Below are 19,174 nucleotides of genomic sequence, written 5' to 3' on the forward strand. Positions count from 1 at the left end.
TTATTTCTTTATTTCGTATTCACCTACCACTTGCCCATCATCTCTCTTCATTTCGATTATTAAGTTTTTTTGGTTGGCTTCAAAATGGATAATGGTACGATTCCCCTCTTTAGGGCCACCTCCTATTATAATTGGATAAGTATGTTCCTCATTAGGTGGATGTACGCCATATCGGTGCGTGTGCCCTGAAATTACTAGATCTACTTTATTATGCTCAAAAATAGGATCGAAAACCTCGCGACAATGTAAGGTCCCATGCCAGTCGCCCGAATGGAAGGGAGGAATATGCATCATCACCACTCTATATGTCGCCCGCTTATATTCCTCATGCTGCGTCACTTGTTCTAACCAAAGAGCTTGTTCTTTTCTATAACTATCAAAATCTACTATACCTGCATAAACCGGATGATCGTCCGGTTTATCTTCACCCGTATCAAGAATAATCCAATAAACTGGGCCTTGTTTAAAACTATAATAATAGCTATCCGTTGGATAAGAAAAATAGTCTTTAAATTCTCTTCTGAATTTACCCCTGGTTTCATGATTTCCTCTGCTCATGATAAAAGGCTTTTCACTGGCGAATAGGGTAGTCACCGGAAGCAGTAAATGATCAATAATCTGTTGTTCATCCTCTTGATAATCAAACATATCGCCATTCAAAAAAGCAAAATCATAGGATTTTTCGCCTCGTATAGCCATCAGGTCTTTAAAAGAATGCGGGCGATCGTGAATATCATTAAAAACTAAACAAGTAACACTTTCAGCATCTTCTACCGGCGTCGTAAAACTATATTGTTCACTTGTTATTTGTTTACCGTAAACAAGCTCGTAGGGTTTAAATAACGATATTTCCTTTGAAATAACACGATACTTATAAGTAGTTCCAGGCTTCAAGTTGCGAATATGTATATTGTTTATACGCTGATATGCTTCCACAAATCCATCGCTTTCTTCTTGCGCCTTATGCTCCAGCTGGTCTTCCCCATACTCTACCCAACTATAGGCCTTATTGGATGTCAGAAAAACGAGATCAACACTAGTTGGCGTAAGTACCTGTAAATATGGAGGCGTCAAGAACCGGTGTTCGCCCTGCTGCATCGGCTCGAAAACACTTGCCTTTAAAGGACTTATATTAACGACTGTTAATGCAGAAGCAGCTGTTAGCTGGCTTAGAAATTTTCGGCGTTGATTAGCGATCTTCATGGTTTATTAATCGTTTAGTATCTTAAGGACAATCAATAATAATCTTTATCGTCCGTATTTACAACAAGAAAGAAAACGCAATCGATTGCTTAACCGACTATTATCATAACACGATACAACGGCGTTCCAACGACAAGTTGCCTGAGGCAAATTGCCAATGGTATCCAAAAATTATTTAGGAAAAAAATTTAGTTTTGAAGAAGCTTAATCTCAAATAGCTTATCCCAATTTTTACCCGTTACATATAGATGTTTCCCTTGCGGGTCATAAGCGATACCATTGAGTACGTTGGTATCTTCTTTTACATCTTTTTGAGGAAGTAAACCAATCAGGTTTATTTCAGCTTCTACCTCTCCAGATGTAGGATTAATAACGGCAATAATATCTGAATAATAAATATTAGCGTATATTTTACCATCAATATATTCCAACTCATTCAGGTTGTCTACTGGTCCTTTGTTATTATAAACTTCAATAAATCCTTCTTCTTTATAGGTATCTTTATTTAAAAAATATAGTTTATTGGAACCATCCGATTTAATAAGCCTTTTCCCGTCATAACAAATTCCCCACCCCTCTGTGCTAGATTGATAAGAAAACTCACCAACCTTTTCGAAAGTATTTTTATTATACACAAAACCAACACCCTCCTGCCAAGTAAGCTGAATAATCTTATCTCCAACAAAGGTCATACCCTCACCGAAATATTTGGAAGGTAGGTCGTATTTTTGGACTACTTTACCTGTTTTCAGCTCCACTTTTCGTAAAGTAGACTGTCCTCGTTGACCGGTACTTTCATACAAAAATCCGTTATGGAATTCCAGTCCCTGTGTATAGGCATGGTCATCATGCGGGTAAGTATTTATCACGCTGAAGCTGTATTGTTCTGGTAGTTTTGATGCAATGACCACCACGTTTGTATTCGCAGTTTCTGTCTCACCTTTAGCATATACAGTAGCTGTTACCAACCTGCTCCCCATTCGCAAACTGTCTGTTCTAAGCCAAATGGCACTACTATCTTTCGTTATTCTATAAGGTTTATTATCCAATTTATAAACAATCGAATCATAAGGGAGATTGGCAGGTATATTGAGTTGTAAGGCGACACTATCTCCTTTGTTGATTAATGTCCCTGATTCAGGTGATTCAAAATTGAAAGAAGTATCGGAAGAAGATCCATTAGCAGATTTATCACGATTACAGGCTGCTACACTACATAAAGTTGCTAAACAGAACAGCAAAAATTTATTCATACACAAATATAGAATATGTAAGGTATATGACATAATTTAATAAGTATAAGCTTTTGGTTATTGGTTATTCGTTGTTAGTTATTGGTAGCAAGACTATCTTAGTTACGAGTTGCCGGTTGCGAGTTGTGAGTATGATCACTACTTAAAGCTTGACAAATCAACTACTCAACGATTTAGCAAGTCAACAACTTAACGATTCAACGCTATTTACGAATATCTTGGCCAAAAAGCATCTTTGATATGTCTGATATTAAACTCATTATCCTGATTTGCAAATATAGAAACGACGTCAAATCTGATTTCTCCTTGATACCTTCTTTGGTGAATAAAAATATTTGCCGCTCTTGCCAATTTATGTTGTTTATGCCAATTTACAGATTCATAAGGCAAGCCAAAATTACCACTTGACCGTGTTTTCACCTCGACGAAAATTAAGATTTTTTCATCAGACATAATAAGATCAACTTCCAGCTGTTTATGCCGCCAATTCTTGCACTCCAATCGATAGCCCAACTTAAGCAGGTGAGCCAACGCTGCCTCCTCTCCTTTTGCTCCGGTAATATGATGCTGCGCCATAATTCCTTATTTAACAATTACAGTCCCCAGAAATCCTGTCAACTCTCTTTCCATCGTTTTTAATTTCTGATACTTCCCCATCAGGATTTCAATGTTCTCCATATTGTCTTCCCGTTTTAACTCCTCTCTGATCTCTTGCATGTTTTGTTCTACCTTACGCCTTTTTATTCTGTATAATGCGCCTAGTACAACATTTTTTAGGTTATCTGTTTCTTGAGCGACATATATTTTACGCTTTTCATCGTTCCAATTAGGGCTCAGGCTATAAGGAGAAGCTAATAAGGTGATGGCCAAATCAGCAATTTCCCTATCCTTATGCGTGATAAAATACCTTTCGTCGGGCAGTTCTTCCTTTTCCATAAATTCCAAATAAACGGCAGCTATTCGTTGGCATATGGGATCTGTAAACATGACGTCCTCTAGACCCGCAAAGAGTACAATCGCGATGGGATAATCTTGCTCCCACTTCGCAGGTATTTCGCCATAGTGCAGGAGAATCCGAATGATCTCACGTTCTTGAAGAACAAGCGATTCAGGACCGCTGATAGATTCATCAACTTCTTCTGCCGATGGTCCAGCGCCTATCGGCATAGGATCCATAAAAAGATCAGGTGGAGGTTCATTCCCTCCAAAAGGAGGTTGGGGTCTTTCGCTCGCTTTTTGACTTTTCTTGGCCGCCGTAAGCTTTAATTTATTTAGCTCAGAAATCAGCAGACGTTCTTCAATATTTAATAGAAGACTACACTCTCTTATAAAAACCGAAGCCTTGATGTCATCCGGTATAAGCGAAATACTTTCTACAACATCGTGTATTACTTCAGCTCGCTTTATTGGATCATTCCCCGCGTCTTTTAAGAGAACATCTGTTTTATAAAAAATAAAATCTTTACTATTTCCAGCGATATATTGTTTAAAGGACTCTGCTCCATGCTTCATCGCAAAAGAATCAGGATCATCTCCGTCTGGAAATAACAACACTTTTACATTCATCCCCTCTTCCAGCAACATATCTAAGCCTCTCAGAGAAGCCTTTATACCAGCCGCATCTCCGTCATATAAGATGGTTACATTTTTTGTGTAGCGAGCGATTAACCGAATCTGCCCGGTAGTTAGTGATGTACCAGAGGAGGCCACCACATTCTCCACCCCTGCCTGGTGCATAGAGATAACATCTGCGTAACCTTCCACAAGGAAGCAATTATCTTGTTCCGTAATGGCCTTTTTGGCAAAAAATAAGCCGTAGAGTACATCCGATTTGTGGTAGATTAAACTTTCTGGCGAGTTGACATACTTAGGTACCTTTTTATCGGTTTTTAATGTACGTCCACCAAAACCTAACACACGGCCCGTTAGGTTATGAATAGGAAACATAACACGCCCACGAAAACGATCATAACACTTACCATCATCCCGTTTTACAATAAGTCCTGTTTCCTGCAAAAATTCTTCTCCAAAACCTTCTTTGATAGCCCGCTCATATAATGCTTCCCACGCCTCAGGAGAATAACCTAATTCGAACTTTTTGATGATATCTTCGCGATAGCCTCTTTCCTTAAAATAGCTTAAACCTATTGCTTGCCCATCATCCGAATTCCATAAGGTCTCCCGAAAAAATTTAGCTGCCCAATTAGTAACGATCATCAGGCTCTCGCGTTGATCATTGGCGGCTAGTTGTTCGGCGGACTGCTCGGTCTCTTCTACTTCTATATTATATTTCTGAGCTAAATACCGGAGGGCTTCCGGATAAGAATATTTTTCGAGATCCATAACAAAACGCACGGAATCTCCCCCCGCACCACAGCCAAAACATTTATAAATACCCTTACTTACAGAAACATGAAAGGAGGGTGTTTTTTCATTATGAAAAGGACAAACGCCAATAAGACTTGTTCCCCGTTTTTTTAACTCAACAAAATCCCCCACTACCTCTTCTATACGAGCAGCATCTAATATCTTACCTACGGTTTCTTGCTTAATCATTATTGTAAAGATAGTAATTTTGGTTGTTGGTTAATAGTTGTTAAGTATCAAGACAGAAGTATCAAGATTATAGTAGTTGTTGGTTGTTGGTTGTGAGTTATGTTCGTTGTTAGTTATTAGTAATAACGTTCCTTAGGGTAATACTATTCAACCACTTAACTAATCGACGACTTAACTGTTCAACGGCTCAACTACCTAACGATTGCTCTTTACCTTTAGTTCATTAGCGAATTTAATACCGAAAACATCAGAACCAGATTCCAGTTCAAAAATATTAAGATCAAAATAAGGTACTGCGGCAATCAAATGATCAAAAACATCCGCCATTATGTATTCGTATTCTGTCCACTTTGTTGTATTGGTAAAGACATAGAGCTCTAATGGTAAGCCATTTTCTGATGGCGCAAGTTGCCTCACCATTAATGTCATATCTTTCCGGATTCCCGGATGGTTATTGAGATACCAATCGATATACTTTCTATAAAGTCCGAAATTAGTAAAATTACGGCCATTCAATGCTACACTTCGATCCGCACCAATTTGCTCATTATGTTTTTTAATTTCCTGGCTTCTGTTCTCTATGTAATCTTTAATTCCTTGTATTTTTTGGAAGCGAGTTAATTCATCATCATTGATGAAACGAATACTGGATTGCTTAATGATGATGGACCGCTTAATTCTTCGTCCACCAGAATCTTGCATACCACGCCAATTTTGAAAGGAGTCCGAAATTAAGGTATATGTAGGAATGGTCGTGATTGTTTTGTCAAAATTTTGCACCTTAACAGTAGTAAGATTAATTTCCATTACATCACCATCGGCTCCATATTTAGGCATCGTGATCCAATCACCTATACGCACCATATCGTTAGTCGTTACTTGTATACTCGCAACAAAACCCATAATACTATCTTTAAACATTAAAAGCAATACAGCTGATGCTGCACCCATCGCTGTAAAAAATGCCGCTGGCGACTCTCCGGTTACAGTAGAGAATATAGATACTGCTCCGAATAAAAAAAACACCATTCGTACAACAGATAAATAGCTTTCCATTGGTTTTGCATGAAATGCAGGTCGTTCTCTTAACACATCCGTGCCCGAACGTACAATAGACATAATTATCGATATAATCATAAAGACCATATAAATATCCATTAGCATATCCAAGGGTTTGATAAGCGTTGGAAAATCGTCGAAAACGATCGGAATGGCGTTCTTAATTAAACTGAAAGGTGCTATTAAAGCAAGGAAGTGCGGAAATTTGTTTTTAAGTAGGTAATCAAAAAAGCGTAGATTAGAAGAGGTAGCTAATTTCGTAAAAACTATCCGAAGCATATTCCTCACTAAGTACTGAACAATGTAAACCAGTAATATTAAAACGGCTAATAAAATAAAAACATTTACGTACGATGCGATACTTTCATTTACACCTGCGTCAATAAGCTTATGATAAGTAAAACGACTAATAAAATTGGAAGATTTTTCAAGACTATTTTCTAAGTTGTCCATTTGTTGGAATAGGTTTTTTAACTCGCCTTCCCTTAAAATAAGGATAAGGAAAATTAGATAAAAAAATAAGTTCTATTGTTTCCCGCCGGTTATTCTCAACGAATAAAGAGGTGATAGAATTAAATAAAGAGCTATAGAGAGCCCCTCATTGAAGTAAGCAAACTTAGATAAATTTTCTTTTATATGCAAGATAATCTCCTTGCATAGAGGAAATATACAATTTTGATCTTAGTTTCCAAGTTGTTTGATGGCAATGTAAGCCATCAGCCCTGTACTAAGTGACAGTGCTTTTTCATCGATATCAAAATTTGGGGTATGAACGGATGCCGTAATCCCTTGTTGTTCATTACGGGTTCCTAAACGATAAAAACAAGCATCTGTTAGTTGAGAATAGAAGGCAAAATCTTCTCCTGCCATCCACATATCTAAATCCAATACGTTTTCTTTCCCTAGGTAGTCTACAGCATAAGATTTTACATCGCTGGTTAACGCTTCATTATTCACTAAAAAAGGATAACCGTTCGCTATCTCAAAATCACAAGAACCGCCCATGCTTTCAGCAATACCTTCTGCCATCTTCTTCATTTTCTGGTGTGCTTCAACACGCCAGTCTTCATCAAAAGTACGGAAGGTTCCTTCCAATTTCACTTCGTTAGGTATAACGTTTGTCGCTCCGTTGGCAACTATTTTTCCAAAAGAAAGTACTGTGGGCATTTTTGGATCGGCGATACGACTCACGATCTGCTGTAAGGCTGTGATAATATGCGCTGTAATAACAATGGGGTCTATGTTCTGTTGAGGTTGCGCTCCGTGTCCACCTTTACCTTTTACGGTTACGTATAACTCATCAGTAGAAGCCATGTATTTCCCAGAACGAAATCCAACTTTCCCCGCTTCAATCAAAGGCATGACATGCTGCCCTACTATAGCCTGCGGTGCTGGGTTTTCAAGTACACCCTCTTTAATCATGATGCTAGCACCCCCTGGTAATTTCTCTTCACCTGGTTGAAAGATCAACTTTATCGTTCCCGCAAACTGATCTTTTAGCGAATGTAATATCTTGGCTGTCCCTAATAAAGAAGAACTGTGTACATCATGTCCGCATGCATGCATAACACCCGCATTCTTAGACCCATAAACCCTGCCCTCCACTTCCGTTATAGGTAAAGCATCAATATCAGCCCTCAATGCTATAACCTTGTCGCTCGGTATGGCTCCCTGTATGAGGGCTACAATTCCGGTATTGGCCATTTCTTGCCAGTCAATACCTAGCACATCAAGCTGTTGTTTAATAAATGTGGAAGTATTATATTCTACAAAAGAGAGTTCAGGATTCGCATGAATATGACGTCTATTTGCTACGACTTCAGAAAAAATAGATTGGGCAAGGGCTTGTATAGTATCTTTTAACATGAGGGCCTAATATTAATATTCAATATTGACGGTTTCCGTGAATATGAAGACTGCGCTGAAATTCTTTCTTAACTGATTCATCAATGCCTGCGCTTGACTTCGGCTGGTAAAATCGCCAACTTTAACCCTATAATTGGGTTGTTCATAACCTAAATAGGTATTTAAATCTTGGTATACTTTTTTAAATCTAGCTTGGGCGTCATATGCTTCTGATCTGCTAGATCCTGAATAAATTTGCACACGATAGCCACGTGCCGTTACTTTCCTTCCCGTTTTCTCAGGAACACCAGGCTTATTACTACTGTTTTCTGGGCTCCCGCCATTTGGCATACTGCTTCCCATCAACATTCGTTGTTTTTGCAAGCGACCAATGAGTGCACTTTTATGCTCCTCTACAATTCCATAGCTATCTTGCGCGTAAGAAGCAATAGATAACAAACTAAAAAAACACGTTAAAAGAAAATATCTTTTCATAGCGTTGTGAGTTGTGAGTTATCAGCTATGAGGCCTAAAAATTCTCGTAACTCATAACTAAAAACTCGTAACTGATTTTATACCTGTCCTATGCCGTGACAGTTTTTATACTTCTTGCCACTTCCACAAGGACAAGGATCATTTCTTCCAATTTTATTATCGTTTCTTATGGGTTGAGTCTTCTGAATTTCTCTTGTATCTTCTACTGGAATCCCTCCCCCAGATGTGGCTGAAGCCAGTTCTGGTTTAGAAACTTGTACTTTAGGCTCTTGGTTTGGTATTTTACGTGCTTCCCGTACTTCTTGCGGTTGTTGATGAGGGATCTCCCCCTTGAACAAGAAAGATACGATATCTTTATTCATCGTTACCAACATCTGTTTAAAGAGATTGAAAGCTTCCATCTTATAAATAATGATAGGATCCTTCTGCTCATAAACTGCATTTTGTACAGATTGCTTTAGATCATCCATTTCTCTTAAATGTTCTTTCCAAGCTTCATCAATCAACGATAACACCACACCCTTTTCGAAAGACTTAAACACTTCTTTTCCTTCCGTTTCCACTGCCCTCTTCAAATTAGCGGCTACCTGTAATCCTCTTAAACCATCCGTAAATGGCACTACGATATTTTCAATCTGCTCGCCTCTTGTCGCAAACACATCTTTTAACACCGGTAAAGTTTGTGCGGCTATATTGGTAGCTTTACGATGATAGAAATCTATCACGTTTTCAAATACAGTATCCGTTAAAGATGCTATATTTCCACTATCAAAAGTATTGGCATCTAATGCAGGATCGACAGAAAAAACGCGGATAAATTCCAACTGAAAATCTTCATAGGTTCCTGTCTCTTTAAATTCAGTTACGATATCTTCTACAACATCATAAACGGTGTTATTTAAATCTACATCTAAACGCTCCCCGAATAACGCATTTTTCCTTTTAGCATAAATGACGGTACGTTGGGAATTCATTACGTCATCATATTCTAATAGACGCTTCCGTATCCCGAAATTATTTTCTTCTACTTTTTTCTGTGCTCTTTCGATTGATTTGGTAATCATCGAGTGCTGAATTACTTCCCCCTCTTCAATCCCCATACGGACCATAATGTTCGAAATTCGTTCAGAACCGAACAATCTCATCAAATTGTCTTCCAGTGAAACGAAGAACTGCGAAGAACCGGGATCTCCTTGACGACCTGCACGTCCACGTAACTGACGGTCAACACGTCGAGACTCATGCCGCTCAGTACCAACGATGGCCAACCCACCAGCATCTTTCACGCCTGCTCCCAATTTAATATCCGTACCACGACCGGCCATATTGGTTGCGATTGTTACCGTACCTGCTTGACCAGCTTCAGCAACAATGTCTGCCTCCCTTTGGTGTAATTTTGCATTCAGCACATTGTGTTTAATACCCCGAAGTTTCAGCATTCGGCTCAATAGCTCCGATATTTCAACGGAAGTAGTACCCACTAATACGGGTCTTCCTGCTTCTGTTAGTTTCTGAATTTCTTCTGCTACCGCATTGTATTTCTCACGTGCCGTACGATAAACCAAATCCTCACGATCGTCACGTTGAATATTAACATTGGTAGGAATTTCTACCACATCTAATTTATAAATTTGCCACAGCTCACCTGCCTCCGTTACTGCCGTACCTGTCATCCCCGCAAGCTTGTGATACATTCTAAAATAGTTTTGCAAGGTGATGGTAGCATAAGTCTGCGTAGCATCTTCCACCTTTACGTTTTCTTTGGCCTCTATTGCTTGATGTAAACCATCAGAGTAACGGCGACCCTCCATAATACGGCCGGTTTGCTCATCTACAATTTTAACCTTAGCTTCTTCAATAATATATTCTACATCTTTTTCAAAAAGTGTATAGGCTTTCAACAATTGATTAACGGAGTGAATACGTTCAGATTTGATAGAAAAATCGCGCATTAATTCATCCTTCTTCTGTGCCTTCTCTTCATTTGAAATCTGTAATTTCTCAATCTCAGCAATTTCAGACCCCACGTCAGGCATCACAAAGAAATGAGGATCTTCGCCAGAAGTGGTAATCAACTCAATCCCCTTTTCTGTAAGTTCAACCTGATTATTCTTTTCATCTATTACGAAGAACAGTTCCGCATCTACCTTTGGCATATTTTTGCTCTGCTCTTGCATATAGTAGTTTTCCGTCTTTGTAAGAACCTGACGGTTACTCCCTTCGCTTAGGAATTTAATTAACGCTTTACTTTTCGGTAAACCTCTATGAGCACGTAACAAAGCTTTGCCTGCTCCATCAACATCCGTTTCACCGGCGTTAATCCCTTTTTTTGCCTCATTGAGTACGCCGTTAACGAATGCTTTTTGTGCATTTACTAATCGCTCAATTCTAGGTTTAAGATCATAAAACTCATGCTCATCGCCACGAGGTATAGGGCCTGATATAATTAAAGGTGTACGCGCATCATCAATTAGCACTGAATCCACCTCATCCACCATTGCATAATGTAACTTACGCTGTACTAAGCCTTCAGGAGCCTGCGACATGTTGTCACGCAAATAGTCAAAACCAAATTCATTATTAGTACCAAAAACAATATCAGCGGCATAAGCGTTCCTTCTTGCTGCAGAATTAGGTTGATGTTTATCTATACAGTCTACCCGCAATCCATGAAATTCAAATAAAGGACCGTTCCATTCAGAGTCACGACGTGCCAGGTAGTCATTCACCGTTACAATATGAACCCCTTGACCGGAAAGCGCATTCAGATAAGCTGGCAAAGTACCCACTAAGGTTTTACCTTCACCCGTGGCCATTTCGGCTATCTTACCTTCATGCAACACAATACCGCCTATTAACTGTACATCGTAATGTACCATGTTCCAAGTAACGGTAGTACCTGCAGCCATCCAAGAATTCCGCCACAAAGCTTTATCTCCCTTTATTTCAATATTGCCCTTCTGTGCAGCCAATTCTCTATCAAAATCGTTTGCTGTCACTTCTAATGAAGTGTTCTCAGTAAAGCGTCTTGCTGTTTCTTTCACTACAGCAAATGCTTCTGGAAGTATTTCCATTAATACTTCCTCTAATTTTTTATCGCGTTCTTTTGTTAGCTTATCAACTTTGTCATAAATGGCATTTTTTTCTGCCATTTCTACCTCTGCTTGCTCAGCTTCTGTTTTTAAACTATTTATTTCTTGATCTATATCTGCTAGATATGCTGTAATACGTTGCTTGAAATCGGATGTCTTAGCCCGCAGTTCATCGTTACTTAACGACTCCAGTTTTGCAAACTCCTCTTTTATTTTATCAACTAGGGGACGAATATGTTTTATATCGCGGTCAGATTTACTGCCAAAAATTTTACTTAAGAATCCTAACATGTTAAAAATAAATCTAATAATATACGCTTTTGGTTTCAACAAATGCGCCAAATTCTGCAATCCGTCATATTGACATCAATACAATTGACAAAGTTAGTGATTTTTATATAGAATATTTGTTCGCGTAGGTTAAATTATGAATGAGTGTTGAGTGATGAGTGATGAATTATTGAATGGTTAAGTAGTTAAATTGTTGAGTAGTTCATTGGTTAAATAGTCGAATAGTTAAATCGTTAAGTTGTTAAATCGTCAAGTTTTAAGTAGTGATCATACTCACAACTCGCACTCGTAACTAAGATAGTCTTGCTACTAATAACAAATAACTAACAACCAATAACGAATAACTACTTAGCCACAACAGCCCAAACCGTATTACCGGCATCATCAGCCACCAGCATATAACCTTGCTTTGCAAAAGCGATCCCAACGGGTCTTCCGTATACCGCAGCGTCCGTGCCATCTCCAACAAAACCAGTAAGAAAATCTTTATGTTCCCCAATGGGGTTTCCATTTTCGAAAGGAACAAAAAGAACCTTATAGCCAACAAGTTGTGAACGATTCCAAGAGCCATGTTGGCCAACATATGCTCCTGCTTGAAATCTATTCGATTTGCTAAAAGCCAGACCCAGGGATGCCGTATGAGCACCTACCGCAAAATCAGGAATAATTGATTCTGCAACGAGGTCTTCTCTTTTTCCTTTCATCCGAGGATCAGCGTTTTTACCCCAATAGGCATATGGCCAACCATAAAAGCCGTTTTCTTGAACACTTGTAATATAATCGGGCACTAATTGATCGCCAAGCTCATCCCGCTCATTAACAGCGGTCCATAATTTACCAGTGCTTGGCTCCCAGGCCAGTCCCACTGGATTTCTCAGACCAGCAGCAAAAACCCGCTCATTGCTTCCCTCAGGATTTACAACAAGGATGTTGGCCCTCCTTCGTTCCTGTTCCATACCGTTTTCTCCCACATTGCTCCCTGAACCTACGGTTACATAAATACTTGAGCTATCTTGGCTCGCTAAGATATTACGCGTCCAATGATTATTGTACCCACCAGCGGGAAGCGATAAAATCTTTTGACCTTTCGTTGAAAGCTTAGTATCTCCAGATTTGTATGGATACCTTAATAAACCATCTGTATTTGCGACATAGAAGTACGCTCCCAGCAGTAGCATACCAAACGGACGATTAAGTCCTTCGAGAAAGGAACTTTTCGTATCCGCTATTCCATCTCCATTAGTATCACGAAAAAGGCTAATGCGATTCGCCTCAGATTCGGCGACAAAAACATCTCCGTTAGCCGCAACATAAACCCATCTGGGACTCTTGAGTTCACCAGCAAATTTTACTACACGATACCCGGCAGGTGCTATAGGCGTTTTTTCGGCCGGCCAGCCAACAACTTTTGGTCGTACTGACACAGACTTTGTAGCAAAAGGTTCAGCGAGTGTAACAGTTGCCCCGTATTCACTCACCGAATCTGTAGGTGTGTCATCTTTCTTGCCTTCATCAGGCCCACTCCCTTTACAAGACGTAATGCAAGCGAGTGAAAGGAATGATATGAAAACGAATAACACTTTTAATTTCATTGCATTTAGGCTATTGTTCTATAGCTCAACACCGTGAAATTAAAAAAGTTTTATCGCCAAGCTTTATACTTATTAATTAGACCATTTGTAGATCCATCGTGAGAGATCACGTCTTCATTGTTTCTCAATTCGGGAAGTATTTTCCCTGCCAACTGCTTACCGAGTTCAACTCCCCACTGATCAAAACTAAAGATATTCCAGATCACGCCTTGTGTGAAAATCTTATGTTCATATAAGGCGATCAAGCTTCCCAACGTATAAGGAGTAATTTTTTTAATAAGAAACGAATTACTTGGACGATTGCCTTCAAAAACTTTGAAAGGTATCAGTGTTTTAATCTCTTCTTCTGACTTTCCTGTAGCGCGGAGTTCCTCTTCTACTTCATCTTCCATTTTTCCGTTCATTAAGGCCTCTGTTTGGGCAAAGAAATTAGAAAGCAACAAGACGTGATGATCACCTATAGGATTATGGGTTTGCGCAGGCGCTATGAAATCGCATGGAATCATTTTTGTGCCTTGATGAATGAGTTGATAGAATGCATGTTGTCCGTTAGTGCCGGGCTCTCCCCAAATGATTGGCCCTGTTTGATATTCAACGGGAACACCGTTTCTATCTACATACTTACCGTTACTCTCCATATCACCTTGCTGGAAATAGGCAGCAAAGCGATGCATATATTGGTCGTATGGCAATATAGCATGACTTTCGGCATCGAAGAAGTTATTATACCATATGCCTAAAACAGCCATAATGACAGGAATATTTTCTTCGAAAGGTATATTCTTAAAATGTTCATCGGCGGCATGCGCACCAGTTAATAGCTCATAGAAATTATCATAGCCTACTCCCAAAGCGATTGAAAGACCTATAGCGCTCCATAAAGAATAACGTCCACCTACCCAATCCCAAAATTCAAACATATTTTTAGGATCTATCCCAAAACTTTGGACTGCTTTTGTATTGGTACTTAAGGCTACAAAATGCTTAGCTATATCATTTTCGTTCGCGCCCTTAGATAAAAACCAATCACGCGCACTATGTGCATTGGCCATTGTTTCTTGTGTAGTAAAAGTTTTAGACGCTATTAAAAACAAGGTGGTTTCAGCATTAACTGTCTTTAAAACTTCTGCAATGTGCGTACCATCAACGTTTGAAACAAAATGTAAATTCAAATGATTTTTATAAGCTTTCAACGCTTCTGTAACCATTACCGGACCTAAATCAGAGCCGCCAATTCCTATATTAACAATATCTGTAATGGCCTTACCGCTGTAACCCTTCCAATTACCATTGATAACCGACTCACTAAATTCTTTCATATGATTTAGCACGCTGTTTACGGCTGGCATTACATCCTGACCGTCTACTTTTATCGATTTACCACTCACGTTCCGCAGTGCAGTATGAAGTACCGCACGGTTTTCTGTTTGATTGATGGGTGAACCATCAAACATGGCTTCAATAGCTTCTTCAAGTTTGCATTCTCTCGCCAACTGTATGAGTAAAGCAATTGTTTGTTCATCAATACGATTTTTTGAATAATCAAATAAAATATCTTCAAACGCAATTGAAAACTTTTCAAAACGATTAGGATCATAAGCGAACAAATCGCGTAGATGCTTCGGAGCAATATTAATGTAGTGGTTACTTAAATAGCTGTAAGCATCTGTTTCGGTGAAATTTATTTTTGGTAACATAATTGCATCAAAATTTTCACGAAACTACAATTTTCATTTGAATAAAATTGTCTTTTAAAGGTAATGAAGCTATTTGCTGATCAGTAAATTTTCTTAAAGATAGTGCTCACCATTTATTGACTTAATAATAGCTATTAGCGTACCGCCCCTGGTCCACAAGCGTGTTTCATTCTCTCTTGCGTTAAATATCATTATCCATTATCATTTTTTTATAGCTCAACACCCCAACACAAAAAAATCGGTACAATATTAATTTAATTTGCGTTGATCAAAGAGATGATCGAGCGATTGCTTGTGGCATTATTCTCATTATTTATACATTTAGTCTTTTTAACATTTTTTGCTTTAAAAAAACATAAAATTTCAATACCTTTATCGTGATGATTTCACAAAAAACATTTGTAAATCAGCTATTAAACTAAACGGCTAAAAAATGTATCAACCATCTTAAAGGGAGTTCGAGATGACTGATGTAAATTACGAAAATATTGAACGTTACCTCGCTGGCGACATGTCTGAAAAAGAGCGTGACAGCTTTGAAAACGAGTTAGATGAAAATGAAGATCTAGCTCAGGAACTCCATTTTTATATGTATGTCAATCAAAGCATTTCAGAATGCCTTCATCATCATTCTTCTTTTAAATATTACGACGAGCATACCACCTTTAAATCCCTAAACACAAAAAAACAACAAGACATGAGCACCATCAGATGGGTTGCCCTAATTACAATTGCTTTAATTTTTGGGGGTATTCTTATTTGGTCGCCTTGGCAAAATAATAGAATTCAAGAAGCAACCAAAGTAAAAATGACTACGGTTAGTGCCGAAGGAATACCTGTTGACAACAAATATGCTGATATCATTGACTTATTCAATAAAAACAAATATGCCGAAGTACTACCGCTTCTAAATACTGCGCTCACTGAAAAGCCTGATGACCTGTATATACGCTATTATAGGGGCCTCACCTTTCTAAATCTAAAATACCTGGGTTCTGCCCGTAGAGATTTTTTAAAGATTTATACTGCCAACACTGTACAAATGTATGAAGCAGCTTACTATATAGCGCTTAGCTATACAGAAGAGGAGGATGAAGAGGATTACAAGGAAAGTGCTTTAAAGTGGCTTAAAAAAATCCCAAAGGAATCGTCAATTTACCCAAAGGCTGAAGAATTGCGTAAGACATTGATTTAATGTTTAGTAGCAAGATATCAGTAGCAAGTAACAAGACTATATCGGTTGCGAGTTGTGAGCATATATTAGTTCCGAGTTGCCGGTTGCCAGTTGTGAGCAATTACTGATCACTACTTGACGACTCGACAACTTAACGATTTAACTATTCAACGGTTCAACCACTTAACTATTCCACCGCTTAACGATTCAACTACTTACACAAAAATCATTAACTTTGCAGCATGACCAAAGAGAATATTCAAAGTTTGAGGGATAGAGCAGCTTCCCTGAGGAGGCATCTTTGACATTGACGCCAAACAAAAGCTAATAAACCAAGAGCAGGAAATCACGCTTAGTCCCACTTTTTGGGATACTCCAAAAGAAGCAGAAAAGGTACTTCAATCTATTAAGAGTAAAAAAATCTGGACGGATAGTTTTGATGAGCTAAGCAAAGCGATCGATGACGCTTCTGTTATGTTTGATTTCTATCAAAGCGGTGATGCTTCCGAAGCAGAAACCGAGGATATATATCAGGATGCATTAAGCAAAATAGAGGAGTTAGAGTTCAAGAATATGCTCAGTGCCGAAGAAGATCAGCTTACAGCCATTTTACAGATTACTGCTGGAGCAGGTGGAACAGAAAGTTGTGACTGGGCCGCGATGCTTATGCGAATGTACATCATGTGGGGAGAAAAAAATGGTTATAAAGTCACAGAACAGGATTTTCTTGAGGGGGATGTTGTTGGCGTAAAATCGGTAACACTTCAATTTGAAGGAAACTTTGCTTATGGGTATTTAAAAGGTGAAAACGGTGTGCATCGTCTTGTGCGCATTTCCCCTTTTGATTCAAATGCAAAACGGCATACCTCGTTCGCGTCTGTATATGTATACCCCTTGGTAAATGATACTATTGAAATCGATGTAAAAGATGCAGACATAGAGTGGGACACTTTTCGCTCCGGTGGTGCTGGCGGTCAAAATGTAAATAAAGTAGAAACCGCAGTTCGTTTGCACCATAAACCTTCGGGCATCGTTATTAAAAATCAGGAGTCACGCTCTCAGTTGCAGAACAAAGAAAATGCAATGAGATTACTTAAATCTCAGCTGTATGAAATTGAAATGCGGAAACGAATGGAAACCACCGCTGCCATTGAAGGGAACAAGAAAAAAATTGAATGGGGCTCTCAGATTAGAAATTATGTGTTACACCCTTATAAATTAGTGAAAGATTTAAGAACGAGCCACGAAACGTCCAACACACAAGCTGTACTGGACGGGGAAATTGATGAGTTCTTAAAATCTTATCTAATGGAATTTGGTGGTAACTAAAATTTATTCTTCCACATCATAGATTCTACGGGGCGTGTTGTTTTACGGTTATACTTTGCATTACCCTTTGTGTTATACATGGTGTGGACATCTCCTTCCACACTAAAGTAAATAAGCTGTCCGATTGGCATTCCGGCATAAACCCTTACAGGCTGTGCTACGGAAATTTCCAATGTCCAGGTATTACAGAACCCCACATCGCCTTTCCCTGCAGTAGCGTGTATATCGATCCCCAATCGGCCGGTACTACTTTTACCTTCCAGAAAAGGAACATGTTTATGCGTCTCCGTATATTCTAAGGTCACCCCCAGATACAACGTGTTTGGTTCTAACAAATAACCGCTTTTTGGAATCTCAAAATGTATAATCTCATTATGCGCTTTCGCATCGAGCACTCTATCTTTATAGGTAGCCAAATATTTACCCAAATGAACGTCATATGAATTAGAACCTAAGCACTCTTTCTCGAACGGCTCGATAATAATGGTTCCTTTTTCTATTTCTTCTAGGATTCTTTTATCTGATAAAATCATTTTTTTGAGATTGTATTTACGCTGTATATTCTTCGATCAAGAAGAACGACAAACATAGACAATTTGCTTTTATCTGCAATGCCACCTTTTATCTATTTTTTAATTTAGATATTTTGCTTAATTTAGATCATGGCACTAGTATACCTTAAAGAAATTAATCAACATACACGTTTTGCTATATGGAAAATAGAAGAATCTGCAGATGAATTACTTAGTAAGCTACAGTTAAGCAGAAGCGAACGGGCGTTTTTGGAACGACTAAACAAAGGTAAACGTACGCTCAATTGGTTAGGCACGCGTGTGCTGCTACGCTCCATGTTAGACACACCCGGTTATATCGATTGTCCGTCAGATGAAAATGGGAAACCTTACCTGGTAAATTTTCCTCATAAGATCTCACTGAGTCATTCTTTTGATTATGCTGCCGTGATGCTCAGTACCCAACATGAAGTAGGAATTGACATGGAATTGGTAAAGCCAAAAATCGAACTCATTGCAAATAAATTTATGCAGGAAGGGGAACTAAATCAGCTTTCAGCCAATCAGTATATAGAACAGCTATATGTCTGCTGGTGTGCCAAAGAAGCGGTTTACAAGCTACAAGGCAAAAAGGGAGTTTCATTCAAAGATAATATCTGGGTCGACCCATTTTCTTATCAATCGGAAGGTGGTTATATTACAGCGCATTTGAATGGCCCTTATCAAAACGTCACCTACAAAGTATATTATGAGCGCTTTCAAGAATATATGTTAGGTTATGTGATGGGGTAGATTAGTTGTTGGTTATCAGTTGTTCGTTATTGGTTATTAGTAGCAAGACATCAGTATCAAGACAATATTAGTTACGAGTTGTGAGTTGTGAGCATTAATTGTTGGTTATTAGTTATCAGAGCCACAAATTAACAATCCCTACATAAAATTTTGCTATTTAACTATTCGACCATTTAACAAATCAACCACTCAACTAATCAACAACTTAAACCATTTAACGATTCGACTATTTAATAAATCAACAAAATAAAAATCTATACCTTTGTAAAAAATCTCCAAAAGAG

14 protein-coding genes are annotated in these 19,174 nt (G+C 38.6%); 3 read left to right on the plus strand and 11 right to left on the minus strand.

The window, feature by feature from the left end:
* The 10 genes from BMY50_RS17090 to pgi all read right to left on the minus strand — a co-directional run bounded on the left by BMY50_RS17090 (nucleotide 1) and on the right by pgi (nucleotide 15,083).
* Nucleotides 1–1,203 (minus strand): FN3 domain-containing metallophosphoesterase family protein, encoded by a 1,203-nt coding sequence (locus tag BMY50_RS17090; RefSeq protein WP_093326643.1) that lies wholly within the window; start codon nucleotides 1,201–1,203, stop codon nucleotides 1–3.
* 188 nt (nucleotides 1,204–1,391) lie between these two features.
* Nucleotides 1,392–2,456, minus strand: a complete 1,065-nt coding sequence (locus BMY50_RS17095; protein WP_238383803.1) for a glutaminyl-peptide cyclotransferase — start codon at nucleotides 2,454–2,456, stop codon at nucleotides 1,392–1,394.
* Nucleotides 2,457–2,663: 207 nt separating this feature from the next.
* On the minus strand, nucleotides 2,664–3,032 hold the full coding sequence (locus tag BMY50_RS17100; RefSeq protein WP_093326650.1) for a YraN family protein: 369 nt from the start codon (nucleotides 3,030–3,032) through the stop codon (nucleotides 2,664–2,666).
* Between the two features lie 6 nt (nucleotides 3,033–3,038).
* Nucleotides 3,039–5,012 carry a DNA primase gene (dnaG, locus tag BMY50_RS17105; protein ID WP_093326653.1) on the minus strand — a complete coding sequence of 658 codons (1,974 nt, stop codon included), beginning with the start codon at nucleotides 5,010–5,012 and terminating at the stop codon, nucleotides 3,039–3,041.
* 195 nt (nucleotides 5,013–5,207) lie between these two features.
* Nucleotides 5,208–6,524 (minus strand): mechanosensitive ion channel family protein, encoded by a 1,317-nt coding sequence (locus BMY50_RS17110; RefSeq protein WP_093326656.1) that lies wholly within the window; start codon nucleotides 6,522–6,524, stop codon nucleotides 5,208–5,210.
* 228 nt (nucleotides 6,525–6,752) lie between these two features.
* On the minus strand, nucleotides 6,753–7,937 hold the full coding sequence (locus BMY50_RS17115) for a M20 metallopeptidase family protein (protein WP_093326659.1): 1,185 nt from the start codon (nucleotides 7,935–7,937) through the stop codon (nucleotides 6,753–6,755).
* A gap of 12 nt (nucleotides 7,938–7,949) precedes the next feature.
* The gene (locus BMY50_RS17120; protein ID WP_093326662.1) at nucleotides 7,950–8,411 is read right to left on the minus strand and encodes an SPOR domain-containing protein; all 462 of its coding nucleotides are present in this window, start codon (nucleotides 8,409–8,411) and stop codon (nucleotides 7,950–7,952) included.
* Nucleotides 8,412–8,488: 77 nt separating this feature from the next.
* Nucleotides 8,489–11,794, minus strand: coding sequence for a preprotein translocase subunit SecA (gene secA, locus BMY50_RS17125; RefSeq protein ID WP_093327084.1), 3,306 nt, complete (start codon nucleotides 11,792–11,794; stop codon nucleotides 8,489–8,491).
* A 344-nt stretch (nucleotides 11,795–12,138) separates the two neighbouring features.
* A complete protein-coding gene (locus BMY50_RS17130; protein WP_093326666.1) occupies nucleotides 12,139–13,386 on the minus strand; it encodes a PQQ-dependent sugar dehydrogenase in 1,248 nt (415 codons plus the stop codon).
* Between the two features lie 50 nt (nucleotides 13,387–13,436).
* Nucleotides 13,437–15,083 carry a glucose-6-phosphate isomerase gene (gene pgi / locus BMY50_RS17135; RefSeq protein ID WP_093326668.1) on the minus strand — a complete coding sequence of 549 codons (1,647 nt, stop codon included), beginning with the start codon at nucleotides 15,081–15,083 and terminating at the stop codon, nucleotides 13,437–13,439.
* A gap of 463 nt (nucleotides 15,084–15,546) precedes the next feature.
* Between pgi and BMY50_RS17140 the strand changes: the two genes are divergently transcribed.
* Together BMY50_RS17140 and prfB are read left to right on the plus strand one after the other, a co-directional pair.
* The gene (locus tag BMY50_RS17140; RefSeq protein WP_093326671.1) at nucleotides 15,547–16,278 is read left to right on the plus strand and encodes a tetratricopeptide repeat protein; all 732 of its coding nucleotides are present in this window, start codon (nucleotides 15,547–15,549) and stop codon (nucleotides 16,276–16,278) included.
* A 221-nt stretch (nucleotides 16,279–16,499) separates the two neighbouring features.
* Nucleotides 16,500–17,586 (plus strand): peptide chain release factor 2 gene (gene prfB / locus BMY50_RS17145; protein ID WP_139202281.1). Its coding sequence is split into 2 segments (ribosomal slippage): nucleotides 16,500–16,559 and nucleotides 16,561–17,586, totalling 1,086 coding nucleotides; the frame shifts between segments, so codons are not numbered across the junction.
* Here the strand turns inward: prfB and dcd are convergent.
* Nucleotides 17,583–18,119 carry a dCTP deaminase gene (gene dcd / locus BMY50_RS17150; protein ID WP_093326673.1) on the minus strand — a complete coding sequence of 179 codons (537 nt, stop codon included), beginning with the start codon at nucleotides 18,117–18,119 and terminating at the stop codon, nucleotides 17,583–17,585. The two genes, prfB and dcd, sit on opposite strands and share 4 nt — an antisense overlap.
* A 129-nt stretch (nucleotides 18,120–18,248) precedes the next feature.
* Between dcd and BMY50_RS17155 the strand changes: the two genes are divergently transcribed.
* A complete protein-coding gene (locus tag BMY50_RS17155) occupies nucleotides 18,249–18,890 on the plus strand; it encodes a 4'-phosphopantetheinyl transferase family protein (RefSeq protein ID WP_093326676.1) in 642 nt (213 codons plus the stop codon).
* Nucleotides 18,891–19,174: the final 284 nt, after the last annotated feature.

It is taken from the genome of Olivibacter domesticus (genome assembly GCF_900109575.1).
GTDB classification, from domain to species: Bacteria; Bacteroidota; Bacteroidia; order Sphingobacteriales; family Sphingobacteriaceae; genus Olivibacter; species Olivibacter domesticus.

What these genes read in the sequence shown, in the direction of transcription:
- BMY50_RS17090 (WP_093326643.1), bottom strand. Translation starts at nt 1,203, where the DNA reads ATGAAGATCGCTAATCAACGCCGAAAATTTCTAAGCCAGCTAACAGCT.
- BMY50_RS17095 (WP_238383803.1), bottom strand. Translation starts at nt 2,456, where the DNA reads ATGAATAAATTTTTGCTGTTCTGTTTAGCAACTTTATGTAGTGTAGCA.
- BMY50_RS17100 (WP_093326650.1), bottom strand. Translation starts at nt 3,032, where the DNA reads ATGGCGCAGCATCATATTACCGGAGCAAAAGGAGAGGAGGCAGCGTTG.
- dnaG (WP_093326653.1), bottom strand. Translation starts at nt 5,012, where the DNA reads ATGATTAAGCAAGAAACCGTAGGTAAGATATTAGATGCTGCTCGTATA.
- BMY50_RS17110 (WP_093326656.1), bottom strand. Translation starts at nt 6,524, where the DNA reads ATGGACAACTTAGAAAATAGTCTTGAAAAATCTTCCAATTTTATTAGT.
- BMY50_RS17115 (WP_093326659.1), bottom strand. Translation starts at nt 7,937, where the DNA reads ATGTTAAAAGATACTATACAAGCCCTTGCCCAATCTATTTTTTCTGAA.
- BMY50_RS17120 (WP_093326662.1), bottom strand. Translation starts at nt 8,411, where the DNA reads ATGAAAAGATATTTTCTTTTAACGTGTTTTTTTAGTTTGTTATCTATT.
- secA (WP_093327084.1), bottom strand. Translation starts at nt 11,794, where the DNA reads ATGTTAGGATTCTTAAGTAAAATTTTTGGCAGTAAATCTGACCGCGAT.
- BMY50_RS17130 (WP_093326666.1), bottom strand. Translation starts at nt 13,386, where the DNA reads ATGAAATTAAAAGTGTTATTCGTTTTCATATCATTCCTTTCACTCGCT.
- pgi (WP_093326668.1), bottom strand. Translation starts at nt 15,083, where the DNA reads ATGTTACCAAAAATAAATTTCACCGAAACAGATGCTTACAGCTATTTA.
- BMY50_RS17140 (WP_093326671.1), top strand. Translation starts at nt 15,547, where the DNA reads ATGACTGATGTAAATTACGAAAATATTGAACGTTACCTCGCTGGCGAC.
- dcd (WP_093326673.1), bottom strand. Translation starts at nt 18,119, where the DNA reads ATGATTTTATCAGATAAAAGAATCCTAGAAGAAATAGAAAAAGGAACC.
- BMY50_RS17155 (WP_093326676.1), top strand. Translation starts at nt 18,249, where the DNA reads ATGGCACTAGTATACCTTAAAGAAATTAATCAACATACACGTTTTGCT.